Origin of the sequence: Vibrio sp. LaRot3, assembly GCF_027587025.1 — a bacterium.
In the GTDB taxonomy this organism is placed as follows: domain Bacteria; phylum Pseudomonadota; class Gammaproteobacteria; order Enterobacterales; family Vibrionaceae; genus Vibrio.
Genome location: NZ_JAPPTI010000001.1, coordinates 45,891 through 65,102, shown reverse-complemented (window position 1 = coordinate 65,102; position 19,212 = coordinate 45,891). Strand labels below are relative to the sequence as shown.

Sequence of the window (19,212 nt, the reverse complement as noted above, 5' to 3'; positions counted from 1 at the left end):
AACCAGTAAGTAATCAGGCGAGCTTAACACTCGCCTTATCATTAGAATGAGAAGTATAGAAGAGCGAAGACAGGAAACGCAGCAGTAAGACTATCGACGCGGTCTAATACCCCGCCATGCCCAGGAATAATGTTGCTGCTATCTTTAATTCCTGACACTCGTTTAAACATGCTTTCAACTAAGTCACCGAGTACTGAAATGACAACCGTGACTAAGGTAATGATGACAAACGTGCCTACACTACTAAATTCGATATCAAAGCTGGTAGCGGCTGCCCATCCAACTAAGATGGCAGTAATAATACCACCAATCAAACCTTCAATGGTTTTGTTCGGACTGACATGAGGTGCCATTTTACGCTTACCAAAGCTCTTACCCGCAAAGTAAGCACCGCTATCCGCTGCCCAAACAATAAAACAAACGTATAAAACGAGTTTAGAACCGTGGTAAGCATCGGTTGTGATACCTTCTGCTCTGAGCATCACAATCGCCCAGAAGAAAGGTAAAAGAGTCAACATACCGAAAATATGACGTAAAACTTTAGAGCCTTGCCATAACGCAGATGACTTAGGGTAAGTGATCGCTAACAAACTTGAAATAACCCACCAAGCCCCACCGATAGCTAATACTAAGTAGTGCGACGAAGTCAGGTTATTTAGGCTAAATGCATCAAAAGGAATAAAAGCCAAACTCAATGCGGATACAGCTACCCCAGGAATTAGAGCTAAAAAGCGAGATTTCGCATCAACAAACTGCGTCCATTCCCAAAAGCCGATCAACGTAACAGCGGCAATAAGTGCGATAAAAAGAGGTAATGAGAGTTTAAAGATCGCAAGGATAACTAATGGAGCAAGGATAAGTGCCGTTATTATTCTTTGTTTCAAACTTGAGTCCTTTAGTTACTTTCCATCAAAGATTTGATTTGTTCACCAGTACAACCAAAACGGCGCTCACGATCGATAAACCATGATATCGCTTCAATCAGACTGTCTTCATTAAATTCTGGCCAAAAAATTGGCGTAAAGTACATTTCTGCGTAGGCCATTTGCCAAAGCATGAAGTTACTGATTCGACATTCACCACTGGTACGAATCAATAAATCAACCTCAGGCAGATCCGCCATGGTCAAATGCTCTGTGATCAGCGCTTCGCTGATTTGCTCTGGCGTAAGTTCACCCTGTTCAACTTTAGCAGCAATGGCTTTCGTTGCTTCCATGATGTCCCATTTACCGCCATAGTTGGCAGCAATATTGATCACCATACCAGAGTTACCCGCAGTCATCTCTTCCGCTTGAGCAATCTTCTTTTGCAGTCGATCGTTGAAGCGGCTCTTGTCACCAATGATACGCAGACGTAAATTGTTTTTATGTAAGCGTTTCACCTCTGACGACAGAACCGTAATAAACAGCTCCATCAACACGCCCACTTCCTCTTCTGGTCGGCGCCAGTTTTCACTGCTAAATGCAAACAGCGTCACCGCTTTAATCCCTAAACGAGCAGCAGTCGTAATGGTTTTCCTGACTGCAGCCACACCGTTTTTGTGGCCGAATACACGAGGTTTACCTTGTGCCTTAGCCCAACGGCCATTGCCATCCATAATAACAGCGATATGTTTTGGAAGTAATTCAGGTGAGATTTGTGAGTTTGACATAAAGGTAAATGGGTTACGAGCAGGGAACAAAGAGTAGCACAAAAAAGCGCTGAACTGCGAGTACAGCGCTTTTTTTTGAAGAGGACTGAAGAATTATACTTCCATCAGCTCTTTTTCTTTTGCAGCAAGTACATCATCAACTTGCTTAACAGCTGCGTCAGTCAGCTTTTGAATCTCATCTTGACCTTTACGATCTTCATCTTCAGAGATTTCTTTATCTTTCAGTAGTGCTTTTAGCTCGCCGTTTGCATCGCGACGGATGTTACGGATAGCAACGCGACCACCTTCAGCTTCGCCACGAACGATCTTAACCAGATCTTTACGACGTTCTTCTGTTAGCGGTGGAAGTGGAACGCGAATGATAGTACCCGCTGACATTGGGTTTAGACCAAGATCAGAAGACATGATCGCTTTTTCAACTTTTGGTGTTAGCTCTTTGTCGAAAACAGTAATTGCAAGAGTACGAGCGTCTTCAGCAACAACGTTAGCCACTTGGTTAAGAGGCGTTGGCGCACCATAGTACTCTACAGAGATACCAGATAGCAGGCTTGGGTGAGCGCGGCCAGTACGAACTTTTGAAAGGTTATTTTTTAGCGCTTCAACGCTTTTTTCCATGCGCTCTTGCGCGTCTTTTTTGATTTCGTTAATCACGGTTTCACCTTAATGATTCATCTTTCTTCAAGAAAGCTCTTTAGGGGTGAGCAAAGCCAAATGCCACCGATATTCGATGGCATCTACGCAGATTAAGCCTTATCGCTGATTAGCGTACCTTCAGCTTCACCCATAACCACGCGACGTAGTGCGCCTGGCTTATTCATATTGAATACACGGATTGGCATTTTATGGTCACGCGCTAGAGTGAACGCTGCCAAATCCATTACTTTTAGCTCTTTATCAAGAACTTCTGCGTACGTCAGTTCACTATACAGCTCTGCGTCTGGGTTTGCTACTGGGTCAGCAGTAAATACACCATCTACCTTAGTTGCTTTGAGAACCAAGTCCGCTTCGATCTCAATACCACGTAGACACGCTGCAGAATCTGTTGTGAAGAATGGGTTACCCGTACCAGCTGAGAAGATAACAACACGACCTTGACGAAGTTCACGAATTGCATCAGCCCAATTGTAGTCGTCACATACGCCTTTTAGAGGAATTGCAGACATTACGCGAGCATTTACGTATGCACGGTGTAGTGCATCACGCATAGCTAGGCCGTTCATTACTGTCGCTAGCATACCCATGTGGTCACCTACAACGCGGTTCATACCCGCTTCAGCAAGGCCTGCACCTCGGAAAAGGTTACCACCACCGATAACTACACCCACTTGAACGCCGAGTTCAACCAGCTCTTTTACTTCTTGTGCCATACGTTCTAGGATCGTAGGGTCAATGCCAAAGCCTTCTTCACCTTGAAGTGCTTCACCACTCAGTTTTAACAGAATACGTTGATACGCTGGCTTAGGGTTCGTTGTCATGGAGTTTACCTTCCAAAGAGAGTTATTGATTAACAGTCATGAATAGATACAGAATTTAGCGGCATTCTACCTGAAATACGCTCTCGCTTCTGATACCCATTCATCACGGCTAGTCATAAAAAGACCGCAGCCTTGGCTACGGTCTTTAAAGTGAACTAACTCTAAGGATTAACCTTTTTGAGCAGCTGCTACTTCGTCAGCGAAGCTCATTTCTTCGCCTTTATCGATACCTTCGCCTACTTCTAGACGAACGAACGTTGCAACAGAAGCGCCACGCTCTTTAAGGATTTCGCCTACAGACTTCTTAGGTTCCATAACGAAAGCTTGACCAGTTAGAGAAACTTCGCCAGTGAATTTCTTCATGCGACCAACAACCATTTTCTCTGCGATTTCAGCTGGTTTGCCTTCGTTCATAGCGATTTCTACTTGAACAGCTTTCTCTTTTTCTACTACGTCAGCAGGTACATCTTCAGGGTTAACGTACTCTGGACGAGAAGCAGCTACGTGCATTGCAACGTGCTTAAGAGTCTCAGCGTCGCCTTCACCAGCAACAACTACACCGATTTTCTCACCGTGACGGTAAGAAGCGATTGCAGCACCTTCAACGTACTGTACGCGACGGATGTTGATGTTTTCACCGATCTTAGCAACAAGAGCAACGCGAGCTTCTTCGAATTTCGCTTGTAGCTCTTCAGCAGTTGCTTTAGTTGCTAGAGCGTCAGCTGCAACTTCTTCAGCAAATGCAGTGAAGTTACCGTCTTTAGCAACGAAGTCAGTTTGGCAGTTAACTTCAAGAAGAACAGCAACGCCGTTTTCTTCTTTAATGATGATTGCGCCTTCAGCAGCAACGTTACCTGCTTTCTTAGCAGCTTTAGCAGCGCCAGATTTACGCATGTTTTCGATTGCTAGTTCAACGTCGCCGTTAGTTTCAACAAGCGCTTTTTTACATTCCATCATGCCAGCGCCAGTGCGCTCGCGAAGTTCTTTAACTAGAGCAGCAGTTACAGCCATTCTCTATTCCTCAGTTGATTCAGAATTTGGTAAAAAACAGGGGCCTATAATGACGGCCCCTGCTGATAACTATAACTCAGACTATGTGACAACCGTGTTGTACACAGACTAAGTGTGACTCGGAGCCGCTATTATTCAGCTTCTACGAAACCATCTTTTTCAGCAGCTACAGCTACGTCTTTGTTACGACCTTCAGTTACTGAAGTTGCAGCAGCGTTTAGGTAAAGCTGTACTGCACGGATCGCATCGTCGTTACCTGGGATGATGTAGTCAACGCCGTCTGGGTTAGAGTTAGTATCTACTACAGCGTAAACTGGAATACCTAGGTTGTTAGCTTCTTTAATCGCAATGTGCTCGTGATCAGCGTCGATTACGAATAGAGCGTCAGGTAGACCGCCCATGTCTTTGATACCACCAAGAGATTTCTCTAGCTTCTCCATTTCACGAGTACGCATTAGAGCTTCTTTCTTAGTTAGCTTGTCGAAAGTACCGTCTTGAGCTTGAGCTTCAAGATCTTTCAGACGCTTGATTGACTGGCGAACAGTTTTGTAGTTTGTAAGCATACCGCCTAACCAGCGGTTGTTTACGTAGAACTGGTTGCTTGCGATTGCAGCTTCTTTAACAGCTTCAGATGCAGCGCGCTTAGTACCTACGAATAGAACTTTACCTTTCTTCTCGCCAACTTTAGCTAGTTCAGCTAGAGCTTCGTTGAACATTGGTACAGTTTTTTCTAGGTTGATGATATGAACTTTGTTACGAGCGCCAAAGATGAATGGCTTCATTTTTGGGTTCCAGTAACGAGTTTGGTGACCGAAGTGAACACCAGCTTTTAGCATATCGCGCATTGATACAGTTGCCATTTTAAAATCCTCTATGGGGTTAGGCCTCCACATTCCCCATAACTCCGACCCTAACTATCAGTTGGGCACCCCGGAATATGTGTCGGAATGTGTGTGATTTAAAGATATAGGTTTATGGAAGTGTGCTGCCTCGCCGCTAACAAGTAGGAAGAATACAGAACACGTTTCCGGCGCGCTTTATACCATATTTACAGGCTAATTGGCTAGTAAAAAATCTATTCGTAGCAAATTCGCGACGATAGAAATTCGCAATTTCTACTTACTTAAATCTGGCACTTGAACCGTTAGCGACAAACTAATGCGATTTGAACGAACCTCGTTATCACTCAACGCATGTTGTGGAATGCCAACATTGCCTATTCGTCATGGCATAAACATGATCCAAATAACACAAATACACATTCTCAACTCTTCCTGTTAAAATGCGTTCATTCGCGCCAATCTGGGCGCAGCTAGTAACAGAGTAAAGCCAATGTCAATCAAGATTAAAACTGCTGAAGAAATCGAACGTATGCGTTTAGCGGGCGCTTTAGCCGCTGAAATCCTAGAGATGATCGAACCCCACATCAAAGAAGGGGTAACAACAGATGAATTGAACCAAATCTGTCACGATTACGGGATCGAAAAAGGCGCTTACTCAGCACCTCTAGATTACCATGGTTTCCCAAAATCAATCTGTACCTCTATCAACCACATCGTTTGTCATGGCATTCCTGCGACCCAAGATGAAGTGGGCAGCAATGGCCAAGTTAAACCTGCGGTATTGAAAAACGGCGACATCATCAACGTCGACATCACAGTTATCGTACCTAACGAAGAAGGCGTAGACTTAAGTGTTCGCCCTGAGGGTTACCATGGTGATACCTCTAAGATGTTCCTAGTGGGTGAAACCTCACCTGCAGATAAACGCCTATGTATGGTAACTCAAGAAGCCCTTTACGTAGGTATGCGCACGGTTAAACCTGGTTCAACCGTTGGCGATATCGGTACTGCGATCGAAAAATACATCAAAGAGAACAATAAGAAGAACCCACGTAACAAGTTCTCTATTGTGAAAGATTTCTGTGGTCATGGCATCGGTAGTGAGTTCCACGAAGAGCCACAAGTTGTGCACTACAAAAATGCAGACCGCCGCGTACTGAAAGAAGGCATGTGTTTCACTATCGAGCCAATGATTAACGCTGGTAAATTCGGCTGTACTGTCGATGCGCAAGATGATTGGACGGTTTATACGGGCGACGGTAAAAAATCAGCTCAGTATGAGCACACTATCGTGGTCACCAAAGAAGGTTGTGAAGTGTTAACTTTGCGCAGCGACGACACCATTCCTCGCTTTATGAAAAACGCATAATCACATCAAACATCACTTTCAATATCCCCGCCTCGGCGGGGATATTTTTTTATCTACCCGCTTTTGCTAAAGTGAACTTCTACACTAAGCACGGAAGCCGCTATGCCATTTCAATCGCCACTCACTTTTACCGATGAACAAATCAATGTTGCAGAGCTTAAGCAGCAGCTTGATCATTTTGCGCAATATCAAAAAGGTGAATTTCTCAATCATCATCCCGTCAATGATCTCGTTCTAGGCCGAGCGGATTATATCGACTTACTGCTCAATCGACTTTGGCAGCATTATGGCTTTACTCAGCTTCCCCATATTAGCCTCGTTGCGGTAGGTGGCTATGGCCGAGGCGAACTGCACCCGCTTTCCGATATCGATATTTTAGTCGTCTCCAAAAAAACGCTGCCAAATCATCTAGCAGCGAAAGTGAGTGAGTTCATCACTCTGCTGTGGGATTTACGTTTAGAAATTGGCCATGCCGTTCGTAGTATTGATGAGTGTGTTGAAATTGGTAAACAGGACCTTACAGTCGCGACTAACTTACAAGAATCTCGTTTGCTGTGCGGCTGTGAAGAGACCTTCCACCAGCTAAAAATGCAGATTCATTCTGAATCCTTTTGGCCAAGCGAAGTGTTTTACAAAGCCAAACTACAAGAACAAATCACGCGCCACGCTCGTTACCATGACACCACTTACAATCTAGAACCTGATATCAAATCCACCCCCGGTGGTCTGCGCGACATCCATACTTTAAGTTGGGTTGCTCGCCGTCATTTTGGTGCAACATCACTATTTGAAATGAGCCGCTATGGCTTCCTCACTGATGCCGAATATCGAGAATTAGTTGAGTGCCAAGAATTCCTATGGCGAGTTCGTTTTGCCCTACATATCGATTTACGTCGTTACGACAACCGATTAACCTTCGCTCACCAAGCGCAAGTGGCGGAAAACCTCGGCTTTAACGGTGAAGGCAATCGTGGCGTTGAAATGATGATGAAAGAGTTCTACCGCACGCTTCGTCGCGTTGCTGAACTCAACAAGATGCTACTAAAGCTGTTTGACCAAGCCATCTTAAATAATGGCACTGAGATTCGCCCAGAAGTTATCAATGACGACTTCCAACGTCGTGGTCGATTGATCGAAGCGCGTAAACCCGCCCTATTCCAAGCAAGACCCGAGACGATTCTCGATATGTTCTTGCTGATTGCCAACGACTCGACCATCGACAGTGTCGCGCCATCCACTTTACGCCAACTGCGTACCGCGCGTCGTCGACTGAACAAGTTCCTGCATACCATTCCTGCAGCTAGAGAGAAGTTCCTCGACTTATGTCGTCACCCGAATGCCCTGCACCGAGCCTTTGTGTTGATGCACAAACTTGGGGTGTTAGCCGCTTATTTGCCACAATGGAGCCAAATTGTCGGTCAAATGCAGTTTGACTTATTCCACGTCTACACCGTGGATGAGCACAGTGTTCGCTTACTCAAACACATCAATACCTTCAGCTATGCCAAAAACCATAGCAAGCACCCTATTTGCTGCGAAATCTACCCGCGAATTCAGAAAAAAGAGCTGCTGATCATTGCCGCCATCTTCCATGATATTGGTAAAGGCCGAGGAGGGGATCATTCCGAAATAGGCGCAGTAGAAGCGTACGATTTTTGTATTGAACATGGCCTATCTAAGCCTGAATCCAAACTGGTTTCATGGTTGGTTCGCAATCACCTATTGATGTCTGTAACCGCTCAGCGCCGCGATATTTACGACCCTGAAGTGATCACTGAGTTTGCGAAACAAGTGCGCGATGAAGAGTATCTAGAATACTTAGTCTGTCTCACTGTGGCCGATATCTGCGCCACTAACCCAGAGCTGTGGAACAGTTGGAAACGTACCCTATTGGCAGAGCTTTTCTATTCAACGCAAAGAGCGCTGCGTCGCGGGTTAGAAAACCCCGTGGATGTGCGTGAACGTATTCGCCACAACCAACAAATGGCCTCTGCCCTACTTCGTAAAGAAGGCTTCTCAAGTCGAGAAATTGATATGTTATGGCAACGCTTCAAAGCCGACTACTTCTTACGTCACACCCACAAGCAAATTGCTTGGCATTGCTCTAACCTGCTCAGCCATGAAGATCACTCCAAACCACTGATTCTGATCAGTAAAAAGCCGACTCGCGGCGGTACGGAAGTATTTGTCTACACCAAAGACCAAGAAGCATTATTTGCAACCGTGGTAGCAGAACTTGATAGACGCAACTTTAACGTACACGACGCTCAAGTAATGACCAGTAAAGATGGCTATGTACTCGATACTTTTATGGTATTAGACCAACATGGTGATGCAATTGATGAAACGCGCCATAAAGCGGTCTACAAGCATCTAACCCATGTACTGGAAGATGGCAGGCCAACTAAAATTAAGACTCGCCGCACTCCGCGCAACTTGCAGCACTTCACGGTAAAAACCAAAGTGGACTTCTTGCCAAGTAAGAGTAAAAAGCGCACCACACTTGAGTTTGTTGCTTTGGATACTCCGGGGTTGCTTGCCATCGTCGGTGCAACCTTTGCTGACCTTAACATTGGCCTACACGCGGCTAAAATCACCACCATAGGTGAGCGAGCAGAAGACTTATTTATCATTACCGGCGCAGAAGGTGGGCAGCTTAGCGAGCAAGAGCAACAAACCTTGCGCGAGCAATTGTGTGCCAACGTTGCCGAGCTCGCGCCACACTGATCTCGTGCACAAGTTGATAAAATAGCCTGCGCTTCAACTATCTAGCTCAAAAATAGGCTGCTACATTAAATGTGATAGCTTTCAATTCACATTGCATGAGGTAGCCTATGTTTCCTAATCTCACTGGTTTAGGCATTCAAGATCCAAAACAAATCGAGCGCTATTCCCTTCGCCAAGAAGCGCATAAAGACGTGCTAAAGATTTACTTTCGAAAACAAAAAGGCGAGCTGTTTGCCAAAAGCGTTAAGTTCAAATACCCGCGCCAAGTGAAAAATGTGTTGGTCGACAGTGGCAGTCACAAGTACAAAGAAGTAACCGAGATAAACCGCAATCTTACTTTGGTGATTGATGAGCTAAACAAACTGACTAAACCAGAGAAAATGGCCGAAGTGGATGTAAAACAGAAGATCTTATCTGACCTACGCCATTTAGAAAAAGTGGTATCAAGTAAGATAGCCGAAATTGAATCCGATTTAGAGAAGTTGAAATAATTCCCCCGAACAAAATAGGTTGCTCCTCGAGCAACCTTTTTTGCGTTCATGCTTAACCAAGTTTCGGCGCATCATAGTTATTAGGCTCATCCGTATAAACACATACGTTCGATTTATCAACTAACCCTGTTTCTGCTACACATTGCTCTTGGAAGAATTGTTGTATCTCTGCACGCTGACAGTGCGCTTCAAACGATTCATTGTCCACCCAGATCTCATTAAAGGCAATTGGGTAACTGTCTCCTTCTGCAAACGGTGTTGTGATATGACGAGTCACTGTGTATTGCAGGCAACCATCTTCACGTAATGTGTTTGGCTCTAGCGCTTTTAGCACCTCAAATAATTCATCCAACTTACCTGGTTTCGGTTGAAACTGAGCGATACAGTAAACTTTCTTAGACATTGTTTTTCCTTATCAGTCTTTGATTTATCTATTTGGTATTAGAGCCAACCTGCATACTTACCTACGAAATAGAGGCTTACACCCGCCATGACACCGGCGACAATATCGTCGACCATAATGCCCAATCCGCCATGTACTCGTTTATCTAACCAACCAATTGGCCATGGTTTGACCATATCGAAAAAGCGAAACAACACAAAACCAGTCAGTAGCCACTTCCAGTCTGTCACAGACAATTGGAACATAGGCACAACCGCCATCGTGATCCAAAAACCAGCGAACTCATCCCAAACGATGGAGCCATGATCGTGCACGCCCATATCGTCTGACGTCACCTGACAAATTTTAATACCTACGATACAAGAGATGATAACTGCGACTAAATAAAGGCTCAGCGGTAACTGTGCCAACAGCAAATATAGCGGTATTGCAGCAAGTGTGCCCATGGTTCCCGGAACAACCGGAGACAAACCACTACCAAAACCTGTCGCCAGTAAGTGCCACGGATTTTTTAAAGAAATGAGAGATAAAGGATTGGCCATAACAACTTCTTTTAGGCTTTAAAATGATCATAGCCACTTAACTGCCAAGTGACAGGGCGACCATGGTGTAACAATTCCACCGATTCAGATGGCTGAGCGTTTCCTAGCGGACGAATTTGACCAATACAGGTGACCTTGCAACCACAGTGCGCTAATGCGCTTTCCAAAGAGCCTTTATTTTGCTCAGGAACAGTGAAGCACAGTTCGAACTCCTCTCCACTAGAGAGCGCGTATTGTAGAGCGATTTGCTCATCTTCTACAAACTTGACCAGTTCATTTGAGATCGGCAAAGCATCTAAATTCAGACTCGCTCCAACCTTGGAACGCTTTAAGATATGTTTCAGGTCTGAAATGACACCATCAGAAATATCGATAGCAGAGCTTGCTAAACCGAGTAATGCTTGGCCAACAAGCACGCGCGGGTTAGACAGATAATGACGCTTTTCTAACTCTTGAGCAAATGGCTTAGCGCGCAATTCCTCATCTAAAATGACATCCAGTCCTGCTTTACTGTCACCCAAATTACCAGTGACATAAATCCAATCGCCGATGCTCGCACCATCACGACGCAGCGCTTTACTCGGGTCAACCAAACCTTGAACGGTTAAGGTTAAACTTAATGGACCTTTGGTGGTATCACCGCCAATCAATTGAATACCGTAGTAATCCGCTAGCTCAAAAAAGCTATCGCAAAATGGCTTAAGCCAGGCTTCATCGACATCTGGCATCGTCAAAGCAAATGAGACCCACGCAGGGGTCGCTCCCATCGCGGCCAAATCACTAATATTGGACGCCAACGCTTTATGCGCTACCCAAGCGGGATTAGCCTCAGATAAAAAGTGCGTGCCAGCGACTAAAGTATCCGTACTAATCGCAACAGAGACACCCTGCGGCACTTCAACCAGTGCGCAGTCATCGCCCGCAGCAAGCAATACGTCTTTACGTGGCTTTTGGCGGTTGACCAAATACTTATCGATTAAATTAAATTCACCAGACATCTTCTATCTCTGTCCATAACTTATCGGGGTGATTGCTAGCGATTGCGAACACCAGCGACCACACTAGCTAAGATGTTAAAAAAAAGGCCAGCAATTTGCTGGCCTTTTTTTAAATAATTCACGTAATTAATTCTTACGGCTTATTATTTTTTACGTACATGCGGCGCTGCTTTATCAAGCACACCGTTCACAAACTTGTGACTCTCTTCCGCTGCGAATACTTTTGCAAGTTCGATAGCTTCATTGATAACCACTTTGTAAGGTACATCTTCGCGACGAGTCATCTCGTACATAGCTAGACGAAGCAATGCTAGCTCCATCATATCCAAGTCTTGCATTGGACGAGCTGTGTAAGGACGAATCTTGCTATCTAGCTCTGTGTGACTTAGCACAACACCTGTTAGTAGGTCACGGAAGTATGCAACGTCTGTGTCTGGTGTAGAAAGAGCTGGCTCTGATGCATGATGTTCTTCTTCATCATACTTACCACCAGATAAAAACTGCTCTTCAATTGTGGCAACATTTTCTTTAGTGATTTGCCAAGAGTAGATCGCTTGTAGAGCGAATCGACGTGCATTACGACGTGCGGCTGGTTTCACACTGGCCCCCATTAGGAATCAATTTCTGAAAGAACGTTAATCATCTCAAGTGCGCTTAGTGCAGCCTCTGCACCTTTATTACCAGCCTTGGTTCCTGCGCGCTCAATTGCTTGGTCAATTGTATCAACCGTCAATACACCGAATGCTACTGGAAGGCTGTATTCCAGAGATACTTGTGCAAGACCTTTGTTACATTCACTACAAACATAGTCAAAGTGCGGAGTTCCGCCACGAATCACTGTACCTAGTGAAACGATAGCGTCAAATTTACCTGTTTTAGCAACACGTTGAGCAACCAATGGTAATTCAACTGCACCAGGGCAACGAACAACAGTGATGTTGTCTTCGCTAACTTGTCCATGACGCTTTAAAGTATCGATTGCACCAGACAATAGACTTTCGTTAATAAAACTGTTGAAACGAGAAATAACGATAGCAATTTTTGCGTTTGGCGCTGGGAAGCCACCCTCGATCACTTTCATAAGCTTTCCTTTAACTATGTTCATCAAGTGAGAATCGCCGGATTCTAGCATAAAACTGTGAGCAATATCTAATAGGATTTTGCAGAAATCTGGCGCTAAAAAATTAAAAGCGAGATACCAAAGACATCTCGCTCAATATACCTAACGACTTCAGTAGTGAGCTTTACTCACAAACGTATTCAACCACGTTCAAGCCAAAACCACCCAGAGCATGGTATTTCTTATCCGCTGAAGAAAGTAGTCGCATATCATGCACACCCAAATCTTGTAGGATCTGAGAACCTACGCCTACACGACGAGAAGTGCCTTGTTTCTTCGCCAGTGTCGGTGCTTGGCCTTTATCTTGCGCTTCAAACATTTTCACTCGGTGAATAAGCAGATCCGTCGACTCTTCATTACCCAGAATAACTAGAACACCGCCTTCTTGACCAATGCGCGTCATGGCTTTATCTAGAGTCCAGCTACGCTCAGCGTTACGGTCACTACGAAGTAAATCAGTAAACGTATCTTGTAGGTGTACACGAACTAATGGCGCTTTGTCTGATGACGCTTCTTTACACAGTGCGTAATGTACTTGGTTATCAATGGTGTCACGGTAAGTCACTAAGTTGAACTCACCAAATTCAGTCGGAAGCTTACACTCAGCCACACGTTCAATGGTGGTTTCAGTGTTATTACGGTATTCAATCAAATCAGCGATTGTGCCTAGCTTAATGTCATGTTTTTCAGCAAACACTTCTAGGTCAGGACGACGCGCCATCGTGCCATCATCATTAAGAATTTCAACAATCACAGAGGCTGGTTCTAGCCCTGCTAGGCGAGCTAAGTCACAGCCTGCTTCAGTGTGACCAGCACGTGTTAGTACGCCACCTTCTTGCGCGGCAAGCGGGAAGATATGACCCGGCTGAACCAGATCCGCAGCTTTTGCATCTTGAGCAACCGCAGCTTGAACGGTGCGAGCACGGTCAGCCGCAGAAATACCAGTCGTCACCCCTTCCGCCGCTTCAATCGATACGGTGAAGTTGGTGGTGTACTGTGCGTTGTTGTCTTGCACCATAGGGGGTAAACCTAAACGCTCACAACGCTCTTTCGTCATCGTCAGACAAATTAGGCCACGGCCATAAGTCGCCATAAAGTTAATTGCTTCAGGAGTCACACACTCCGCAGCCATGATCAAATCGCCTTCATTTTCACGGTCTTCATCATCCATTAGGATGACCATTTTACCGAGGCGAATATCTTCAATAATTTCTTGTGGCGTACTAATTGGCATCTCTTCTTCCTATTTGTGACTGATTATATGAACTTGCGCTTACGCGAAGCCATTTTGTTGTAAGAATTCCATCGTAATGCGTGATTCTGGCTCAGCAGCCTCACGGCTCGTCAGTAGGCGCTCCATGTATCGAGCTAATACATCAACTTCTAGATTCACTTTACGACCAACCTGAAAATCGTCGATCGTGGTTTCGGCGCTCGTGTGCGGTACGATCGTCAGTTTGAACGCATTTTTACGTAAGTCATTAACCGTCAAGCTAATGCCATCGACGGTAATTGAACCCTTCTCAGCCACATATTTACTGATCTCTTGCGGCATTGAAACCCAAAACTCAATAGAACGACCCACGATATTGCGCTCAACAATTTCACCAACACCATCTACGTGACCAGAAACAATATGACCACCAAAACGAGTAGTCGGTAGCATGGCTTTTTCTAAGTTCACTTTATCGCCAACTGAATAGTCAGCAAAGCCTGTTTTGTTTAATGTCTCTAAAGAGAGATCCGCGGTATAGCTGTGCTGATTAAATTCTATAACCGTTAAGCACACGCCATTGGTCGCGATGCTATCACCCAACTTTACATCGGCCATATCCAGTGACTCGCAGTTCACCGTTACGCTAATGTCTTCGCCTTTTGGTGTAATGGCAGCAAGCGTACCTACTGCTTCGACAATTCCTGTAAACATGATTACTTATCTTTGTACTTTGGTGTCACGACTAAACGTAGGTCGGGGCCTACTTGGGTGACATGTTTAAATTCTAGGTCAATGACCTCAGCCATGCTCTCTAATCCAAGCTGACCAAATAAGCCTCGGCCATCACTGCCCATTAGCTTAGGCGCGATGTATAACACGATCTCATGCACTAAACGTTGTTGGAGTAAGCTAGCCGCTAAGGTAGCGCCAGCCTCAACCCACAAATGATTAATGCCATGGTCTTTAGCTAATGCCATAAAAGTAGCGGGTAAGTCGATCTGATTGTTGGCATCAAGCGGCGTGGAAACATCACCTTGTGGGCCAACCGTTATAATATCGCCCTCGCAGCTAAACAGCTTTAGATCTGGGTTCAATCGAGATTGGCGATCTAGGATAACTCTAGTAGGTTGGCGTAGTTGGTCTTGAGGGTATTTCGCTTGCGTTGATTTCGGTAAATCATCCCAACGCACGTTAAGCGATGCATTATCATCAATAACGGTTTTGCTCGTAGAAAGAATCGCACACGCTTGGGCGCGATAGTTTTGTACATCTTGACGAGCCTGCGGAGAGGTAATCCATTTGCTTTCGCCATTCGCCAATGCGGTTTGACCATCAAGGCTGGCAGCCATCTTTAACTGAACAAATGGCATGCCTGTTTGCATTTGAGTCAGAAACGGAGGGTTAAGCGCAATCGCGTCTTGCTCTAGCAAGCCGACTTGAACCTCGATACCGGCATCTTGCAGCATTTTGATACCACGCCCTGCCACTAATGGGTTAGGGTCTGTCATGGCACAAATGACCTTGCCGACTTTGGCCTTAATGAGTCCTTCAGCACATGGAGGTGTGCGGCCATAGTGAGAACACGGCTCAAGTGTTACATAGGCAGTTGCGCCAACGGCTTTCTCGCCAGCCATACGCCATGCATGCACTTCAGCATGAGGCTCACCAGCTCGATAGTGGAACCCTTCGCCAACAATTTCATCATTGAGAGTAATAACACAGCCTACTTTAGGATTAGGGGCAGTTGTATAGTTGCCTTGGCGTGCGAGATGAATTGCTCGTGACATCATTGCATAATCTTGGGCGCTAAACTGTGTCATGGTTTCCTACCTAATCTTCTAACTTGGCGATCTCTTCACCGAATTCGCGAATGTCTTCAAAGCTACGGTATACGGATGCAAAACGGATATATGCCACTTTATCGAGTTCTTTGAGTTGATCCATCACCAAGTTACCAATCATTTCGCTTGGTACTTCACGTTCACCCGTCGCGCGCAATTGCGATTTAATCATGCTGATTGCAAGCTCAACTGAATCCGCCGCCACTGGGCGTTTTTCTAGCGCTCGCTGCAAGCCACCGACCATCTTATCTTCATTAAATGGTTCGCGGTTGCCGTTAGATTTAATCACTCGCGGCATCACTAGTTCTGCCGTTTCAAAAGTAGTGAAACGTTCACTACACGCTAGACACTGTCTGCGACGACGTACTTGGTGCCCGTCAGCAACTAAACGAGAGTCGATTACTTTAGTATCGTTCTCGGAACAAAAAGGACAATGCATATCACCTCCATATCAATGCCAGTAGTGTAGCGGAATTAGTAACTTGAGGAAAAGAAAAAGGGGCGACTTCGCCCCTTTTTACTAGATACTTCACCCGAACGTCTAAATTGTTGGTGTTACTAGCCAACAACGCTGTGACTTCAGGTACAGCCGAACTCTATCCGCGTGCTAGGTAATTCGCCTTACCCACCCACTTATAGCTGGTCAACTCTTCCAAACCCATAGGGCCACGAGCGTGGAGTTTTTGCGTCGATACCGCAACCTCCGCACCTAGGCCGAACTGCGCCCCATCAGTAAAGCGTGTTGACGCATTTACGTATACTGCGGCTGAACCTACAGAGTTAATAAAGCGCTCAGAGTTTTCTAGGCTATTGGTCATGATGGCATCGGAGTGACTCGCATTGTGCACACGCATGTGGTCAATCGCTTCAACCACATCGCCCACAACTTTGACACCTAAGGTGTAGCTTAGCCATTCCGTATCAAAGTCGCCTTCGCCCGCATCACGCAGCTCTGCTGCATTAGCTAGTAACGCTTTCGCCTTTAGCTCTGCAACTAAAGCAACTTGACCATTTAAGCGTTCCGCTAGCTTTGGTAAGAACTCTGCTGCAATTTTCTCGTGAACTAACAAGGTATCCAAAGAGTTACACGCCGATGGACGTTGCACTTTTGAGTTTTCAACCACGTTGAGCGATTTTTCAAGATCTGCACTTTCATCAACGAAGATGTGGCTAATACCAAAGCCACCAATGATCACTGGAATGGTGCTGTTCTCTTTACACATTTTGTGTAGACCTGCACCACCGCGTGGAATAATCATATCCACGTAATCATCAAGTTTAAGCAGTTGAGAAACTAGCTCGCGATCTGACTTTTCAATGTATTGCACTGATGCTGCAGGTAAACCGGCTTTATCCAATGCAGATTGAATCACCTTCACTAGCTCCATGTTTGAGAAGAAGGTTTCTTTACCGCCACGCAGGATGCTTGCGTTACCCGTTTTCAAACAGAGCGCTGCAATATCAATCGTCACGTTTGGGCGCGCTTCGTAAATCACACCGACCACACCAAGCGGTACGCGACGACGAGACAGTGACATACCGTTTTCCAGCACTTTGCTGTCAATTTCACTGCCGACTGGATCATTCAAGCTGATCACATTACGCACGTCATTAGCGATGCCCGCTAGACGTTGTTCGTTAAGTAGTAAACGATCGAGCAAAGCGTCAGTAAGACCGGCTTCTCGCCCTAGTTCGATGTCTTTTGCATTGGCTTTTAAAATAGCATCAGCGTTTGCTTCAAGCTCATCAGCAATAATGGCAAGAGCTTGGTTCTTTTGTGCAGTTGAAGCCGTTGCGAGTGCGAAAGCAGCATCTTTTGCTGCTTTACCCATGTTGATTAATTCCACGTCACTTCCTTTTAAATTTGTTCTTATTCTTGAATTACGACCATATCATCGCGGTGCAATACTTCTGCACCGTAGTCGTAACCTAATATAGAGATGATATCTTTGCTGTGTTTACCAATAATTTTGGTCATATCTTGGCTTGAGTAAGCTGAAATACCACGTGCAATCAGTTGACCCGTTTGGCTGGTAATTCGCACCACTTCTCCGCGAGCAAACTCACCACTTACCTTAACAACACCTTTGGCCAATAAGCTGCTGCCTTTACCAATCACGGCGTTTACTGCGCCATCATCAACCACGATGTCACCTGATGCCGCAGGGCCAGCTAGAATCCAACGCTTACGGTTTTCTAGCGCTCCTTCACAAGAGAGAAAACGTGTGCCTTGCGGCTCTTCACCAAGAGAATCAAAAATAACATTTGGCGCGCTACCCGCAGCGATGATCACTTCAATACCCGCGCGGCGAGCGATGTCTGCCGCTTGCAACTTAGTTGCCATACCGCCAGTACCCAACGTTGTACCACTGCCACCAGCAATTTTACGTAAGGTGTCATCAATGGTCTTCACTTCTTTGATCAGCTCAGCGTTTGGATCTTTACGCGGATCAGCCGTAAACAGACCTTTTTGGTCCGTCAGCAACAACAACTTGTCAGCGCCACACAAAATACCCACTAGTGCTGATAGATTGTCATTATCGCCAACTTTAATTTCGTTGGTCGCGACTGCGTCGTTTTCGTTCACGACAGGAATAATGTCATTCTCTACCAAAGCGTTGATGGTATCGCGTGCATTTAGGAAACGTTCGCGATCTTCTAGGTCAGCACGCGTTAGCAACATCTGCCCGATTTTGATGCCATAAATAGCAAATAGAGATTCCCATGTTTGAATCAACTGGCTCTGCCCGACTGCAGCGAGCAATTGTTTGCTTGCCATAGAGTTGGGCAGTGCGGGGTAACCAAGATGCTCACGACCCGCGGCGATAGCGCCAGACGAGACGATAACCACTGAGTGGCCAAGTTTTTTGAGCTCTGCACACTGACGTACCAACTCAACCATATGAGCACGGTTAAGCTGTAAAGTACCGCCAGTAAGCACACTGGTACCAAGTTTCACAACCACTGTCTGAGGTTGAGCTACTTTTGCGCTTTGTTGATTCGTTGTCATGATCTACTAAAAATAAAAAATAAGAGCTGATGTTTTAACAATCAAATCTGAATTTAACAAGTAGAAAAGGCGCTAAAAAGCGCCTTTTTACTAGTCAATGAGGATAAATAGATGAAACTAGACAAATTCGACCGATTTGTCGTGCATAGACACTGTCATTTCGTAGTCTTTGCTGAGCATTTCCACCAGCTTTTCATGGAAACCAATTTGAATCCGATTCACCTCGGCAATCGCCTCTTTAGGAATCGACTCATCAACCCACTGACCACTCTTATCGTACTTACCAACCCGATATCGCGCAGCAAACTGATGTTCTACTAATTCTAACTCTAGCCACCATCCCCAGAACTCTCGTTCTTCTGGTGACTTCTTGTCATCAACACACACACCTAAACAGTCGAACAGATAAAATCCATCTTTACTCTGAGATTCCCGTAGATAAGGGCCGATAGCTCTTAAGCTAGTAATCAAGCGAAAATGAGTCGGGATTTTCGTCACTTTTGACATGTAGACTCT

20 protein-coding genes and 1 pseudogene are annotated in these 19,212 nt (G+C 45.4%); 3 read left to right on the top strand and 18 right to left on the bottom strand.

Translation table 11 applies throughout. The features are described 5' to 3' along the window. Nucleotides 1-41: 41 nt before the first annotated feature. From OH461_RS00340 to rpsB, 6 genes are all read right to left on the bottom strand, one after another. Nucleotides 42-884 (bottom strand): phosphatidate cytidylyltransferase, encoded by an 843-nt coding sequence (locus OH461_RS00340; protein WP_270018692.1) that lies wholly within the window; start codon nucleotides 882-884, stop codon nucleotides 42-44. An 11-nt stretch (nucleotides 885-895) separates the two neighbouring features. Continuing rightward, complete coding sequence (uppS, locus tag OH461_RS00335) at nucleotides 896-1,651, bottom strand: polyprenyl diphosphate synthase (RefSeq protein WP_270018691.1); 756 nt, start codon at nucleotides 1,649-1,651, stop codon at nucleotides 896-898. Nucleotides 1,652-1,744: 93 nt separating this feature from the next. Continuing rightward, complete coding sequence (gene frr, locus OH461_RS00330; protein ID WP_260261166.1) at nucleotides 1,745-2,302, bottom strand: ribosome recycling factor; 558 nt, start codon at nucleotides 2,300-2,302, stop codon at nucleotides 1,745-1,747. A gap of 92 nt (nucleotides 2,303-2,394) precedes the next feature. Beyond that, nucleotides 2,395-3,126, bottom strand: a complete 732-nt coding sequence (gene pyrH, locus OH461_RS00325) for a UMP kinase (RefSeq protein ID WP_260261167.1) — start codon at nucleotides 3,124-3,126, stop codon at nucleotides 2,395-2,397. 168 nt (nucleotides 3,127-3,294) lie between these two features. Then, nucleotides 3,295-4,137, bottom strand: coding sequence for a translation elongation factor Ts (tsf, locus tag OH461_RS00320; protein WP_270018690.1), 843 nt, complete (start codon nucleotides 4,135-4,137; stop codon nucleotides 3,295-3,297). Nucleotides 4,138-4,268: 131 nt separating this feature from the next. Next, nucleotides 4,269-4,997, bottom strand: a complete 729-nt coding sequence (gene rpsB, locus OH461_RS00315; protein ID WP_260261169.1) for a 30S ribosomal protein S2 — start codon at nucleotides 4,995-4,997, stop codon at nucleotides 4,269-4,271. Nucleotides 4,998-5,469: 472 nt separating this feature from the next. Here rpsB and map point away from each other — a divergent pair, with 472 nt between their 5' ends. From map to OH461_RS00300, 3 genes and pseudogenes are all read left to right on the top strand, one after another. Then, entirely contained in the window at nucleotides 5,470-6,348 is an 879-nt protein-coding gene (gene map / locus OH461_RS00310; protein ID WP_270018689.1) for a type I methionyl aminopeptidase, read from the top strand. Nucleotides 6,349-6,447: 99 nt separating this feature from the next. After that, a pseudogene (gene glnD / locus OH461_RS00305) lies at nucleotides 6,448-9,075 on the top strand (bifunctional uridylyltransferase/uridylyl-removing protein GlnD); the annotation flags it as partial. Nucleotides 9,076-9,182: 107 nt separating this feature from the next. Then, nucleotides 9,183-9,566, top strand: a complete 384-nt coding sequence (locus tag OH461_RS00300) for a DUF3461 family protein (protein WP_260261172.1) — start codon at nucleotides 9,183-9,185, stop codon at nucleotides 9,564-9,566. A gap of 52 nt (nucleotides 9,567-9,618) precedes the next feature. Here the strand turns inward: OH461_RS00300 and OH461_RS00295 are convergent, their stop codons facing one another. The 12 genes from OH461_RS00295 to crl form a co-directional block, all read right to left on the bottom strand. After that, nucleotides 9,619-9,969: a putative quinol monooxygenase gene (locus tag OH461_RS00295; RefSeq protein ID WP_270018687.1), complete on the bottom strand. Its 351-nt coding sequence runs from the start codon at nucleotides 9,967-9,969 to the stop codon at nucleotides 9,619-9,621. A 38-nt stretch (nucleotides 9,970-10,007) separates the two neighbouring features. Further along, nucleotides 10,008-10,511, bottom strand: coding sequence for a phosphatidylglycerophosphatase A (pgpA, locus tag OH461_RS00290; RefSeq protein WP_270018685.1), 504 nt, complete (start codon nucleotides 10,509-10,511; stop codon nucleotides 10,008-10,010). An 11-nt stretch (nucleotides 10,512-10,522) separates the two neighbouring features. Beyond that, nucleotides 10,523-11,509, bottom strand: coding sequence for a thiamine-phosphate kinase (gene thiL, locus OH461_RS00285; protein WP_270018684.1), 987 nt, complete (start codon nucleotides 11,507-11,509; stop codon nucleotides 10,523-10,525). A gap of 143 nt (nucleotides 11,510-11,652) precedes the next feature. Beyond that, complete coding sequence (gene nusB, locus OH461_RS00280) at nucleotides 11,653-12,120, bottom strand: transcription antitermination factor NusB (protein ID WP_005473507.1); 468 nt, start codon at nucleotides 12,118-12,120, stop codon at nucleotides 11,653-11,655. Beyond that, complete coding sequence (ribH, locus tag OH461_RS00275) at nucleotides 12,120-12,590, bottom strand: 6,7-dimethyl-8-ribityllumazine synthase (RefSeq protein ID WP_004415274.1); 471 nt, start codon at nucleotides 12,588-12,590, stop codon at nucleotides 12,120-12,122. The genes nusB and ribH overlap by 1 nt, the downstream gene beginning before the upstream one ends. A 163-nt stretch (nucleotides 12,591-12,753) precedes the next feature. Next, nucleotides 12,754-13,863, bottom strand: coding sequence for a bifunctional 3,4-dihydroxy-2-butanone-4-phosphate synthase/GTP cyclohydrolase II (gene ribBA / locus OH461_RS00270; protein WP_270018683.1), 1,110 nt, complete (start codon nucleotides 13,861-13,863; stop codon nucleotides 12,754-12,756). A gap of 39 nt (nucleotides 13,864-13,902) precedes the next feature. Next, nucleotides 13,903-14,556 (bottom strand): riboflavin synthase, encoded by a 654-nt coding sequence (locus OH461_RS00265; protein ID WP_270018682.1) that lies wholly within the window; start codon nucleotides 14,554-14,556, stop codon nucleotides 13,903-13,905. 2 nt (nucleotides 14,557-14,558) lie between these two features. Next, nucleotides 14,559-15,665 carry a bifunctional diaminohydroxyphosphoribosylaminopyrimidine deaminase/5-amino-6-(5-phosphoribosylamino)uracil reductase RibD gene (gene ribD / locus OH461_RS00260; RefSeq protein ID WP_270018681.1) on the bottom strand — a complete coding sequence of 369 codons (1,107 nt, stop codon included), beginning with the start codon at nucleotides 15,663-15,665 and terminating at the stop codon, nucleotides 14,559-14,561. Between the two features lie 10 nt (nucleotides 15,666-15,675). Then, nucleotides 15,676-16,125, bottom strand: coding sequence for a transcriptional regulator NrdR (gene nrdR, locus OH461_RS00255; protein WP_270018680.1), 450 nt, complete (start codon nucleotides 16,123-16,125; stop codon nucleotides 15,676-15,678). A gap of 157 nt (nucleotides 16,126-16,282) precedes the next feature. Continuing rightward, nucleotides 16,283-17,533, bottom strand: coding sequence for a glutamate-5-semialdehyde dehydrogenase (locus tag OH461_RS00250; RefSeq protein WP_270018679.1), 1,251 nt, complete (start codon nucleotides 17,531-17,533; stop codon nucleotides 16,283-16,285). A gap of 23 nt (nucleotides 17,534-17,556) precedes the next feature. Then, nucleotides 17,557-18,696 (bottom strand): glutamate 5-kinase, encoded by a 1,140-nt coding sequence (proB, locus tag OH461_RS00245; protein WP_270018678.1) that lies wholly within the window; start codon nucleotides 18,694-18,696, stop codon nucleotides 17,557-17,559. Nucleotides 18,697-18,813: 117 nt separating this feature from the next. Then, nucleotides 18,814-19,203, bottom strand: a complete 390-nt coding sequence (gene crl, locus OH461_RS00240) for a sigma factor-binding protein Crl (protein WP_270018677.1) — start codon at nucleotides 19,201-19,203, stop codon at nucleotides 18,814-18,816. Between the last annotated feature and the right edge of the window lie 9 nt (nucleotides 19,204-19,212).

Bases quoted from the DNA above. Each gene is read 5' to 3' on its own strand.
- uppS (WP_270018691.1), bottom strand. From the start codon at position 1,651: ATGTCAAACTCACAAATCTCACCTGAATTACTTCCAAAACATATCGCT.
- pyrH (WP_260261167.1), bottom strand. From the start codon at position 3,126: ATGACAACGAACCCTAAGCCAGCGTATCAACGTATTCTGTTAAAACTG.
- tsf (WP_270018690.1), bottom strand. From the start codon at position 4,137: ATGGCTGTAACTGCTGCTCTAGTTAAAGAACTTCGCGAGCGCACTGGC.
- rpsB (WP_260261169.1), bottom strand. From the start codon at position 4,997: ATGGCAACTGTATCAATGCGCGATATGCTAAAAGCTGGTGTTCACTTC.
- map (WP_270018689.1), top strand. From the start codon at position 5,470: ATGTCAATCAAGATTAAAACTGCTGAAGAAATCGAACGTATGCGTTTA.
- OH461_RS00300 (WP_260261172.1), top strand. From the start codon at position 9,183: ATGTTTCCTAATCTCACTGGTTTAGGCATTCAAGATCCAAAACAAATC.
- OH461_RS00295 (WP_270018687.1), bottom strand. From the start codon at position 9,969: ATGTCTAAGAAAGTTTACTGTATCGCTCAGTTTCAACCGAAACCAGGT.
- pgpA (WP_270018685.1), bottom strand. From the start codon at position 10,511: ATGGCCAATCCTTTATCTCTCATTTCTTTAAAAAATCCGTGGCACTTA.
- thiL (WP_270018684.1), bottom strand. From the start codon at position 11,509: ATGTCTGGTGAATTTAATTTAATCGATAAGTATTTGGTCAACCGCCAA.
- nusB (WP_005473507.1), bottom strand. From the start codon at position 12,120: ATGGGGGCCAGTGTGAAACCAGCCGCACGTCGTAATGCACGTCGATTC.
- ribH (WP_004415274.1), bottom strand. From the start codon at position 12,590: ATGAAAGTGATCGAGGGTGGCTTCCCAGCGCCAAACGCAAAAATTGCT.
- ribBA (WP_270018683.1), bottom strand. From the start codon at position 13,863: ATGCCAATTAGTACGCCACAAGAAATTATTGAAGATATTCGCCTCGGT.
- OH461_RS00265 (WP_270018682.1), bottom strand. From the start codon at position 14,556: ATGTTTACAGGAATTGTCGAAGCAGTAGGTACGCTTGCTGCCATTACA.
- ribD (WP_270018681.1), bottom strand. From the start codon at position 15,665: ATGACACAGTTTAGCGCCCAAGATTATGCAATGATGTCACGAGCAATT.
- nrdR (WP_270018680.1), bottom strand. From the start codon at position 16,125: ATGCATTGTCCTTTTTGTTCCGAGAACGATACTAAAGTAATCGACTCT.
- proB (WP_270018678.1), bottom strand. From the start codon at position 18,696: ATGACAACGAATCAACAAAGCGCAAAAGTAGCTCAACCTCAGACAGTG.
- crl (WP_270018677.1), bottom strand. From the start codon at position 19,203: ATGTCAAAAGTGACGAAAATCCCGACTCATTTTCGCTTGATTACTAGC.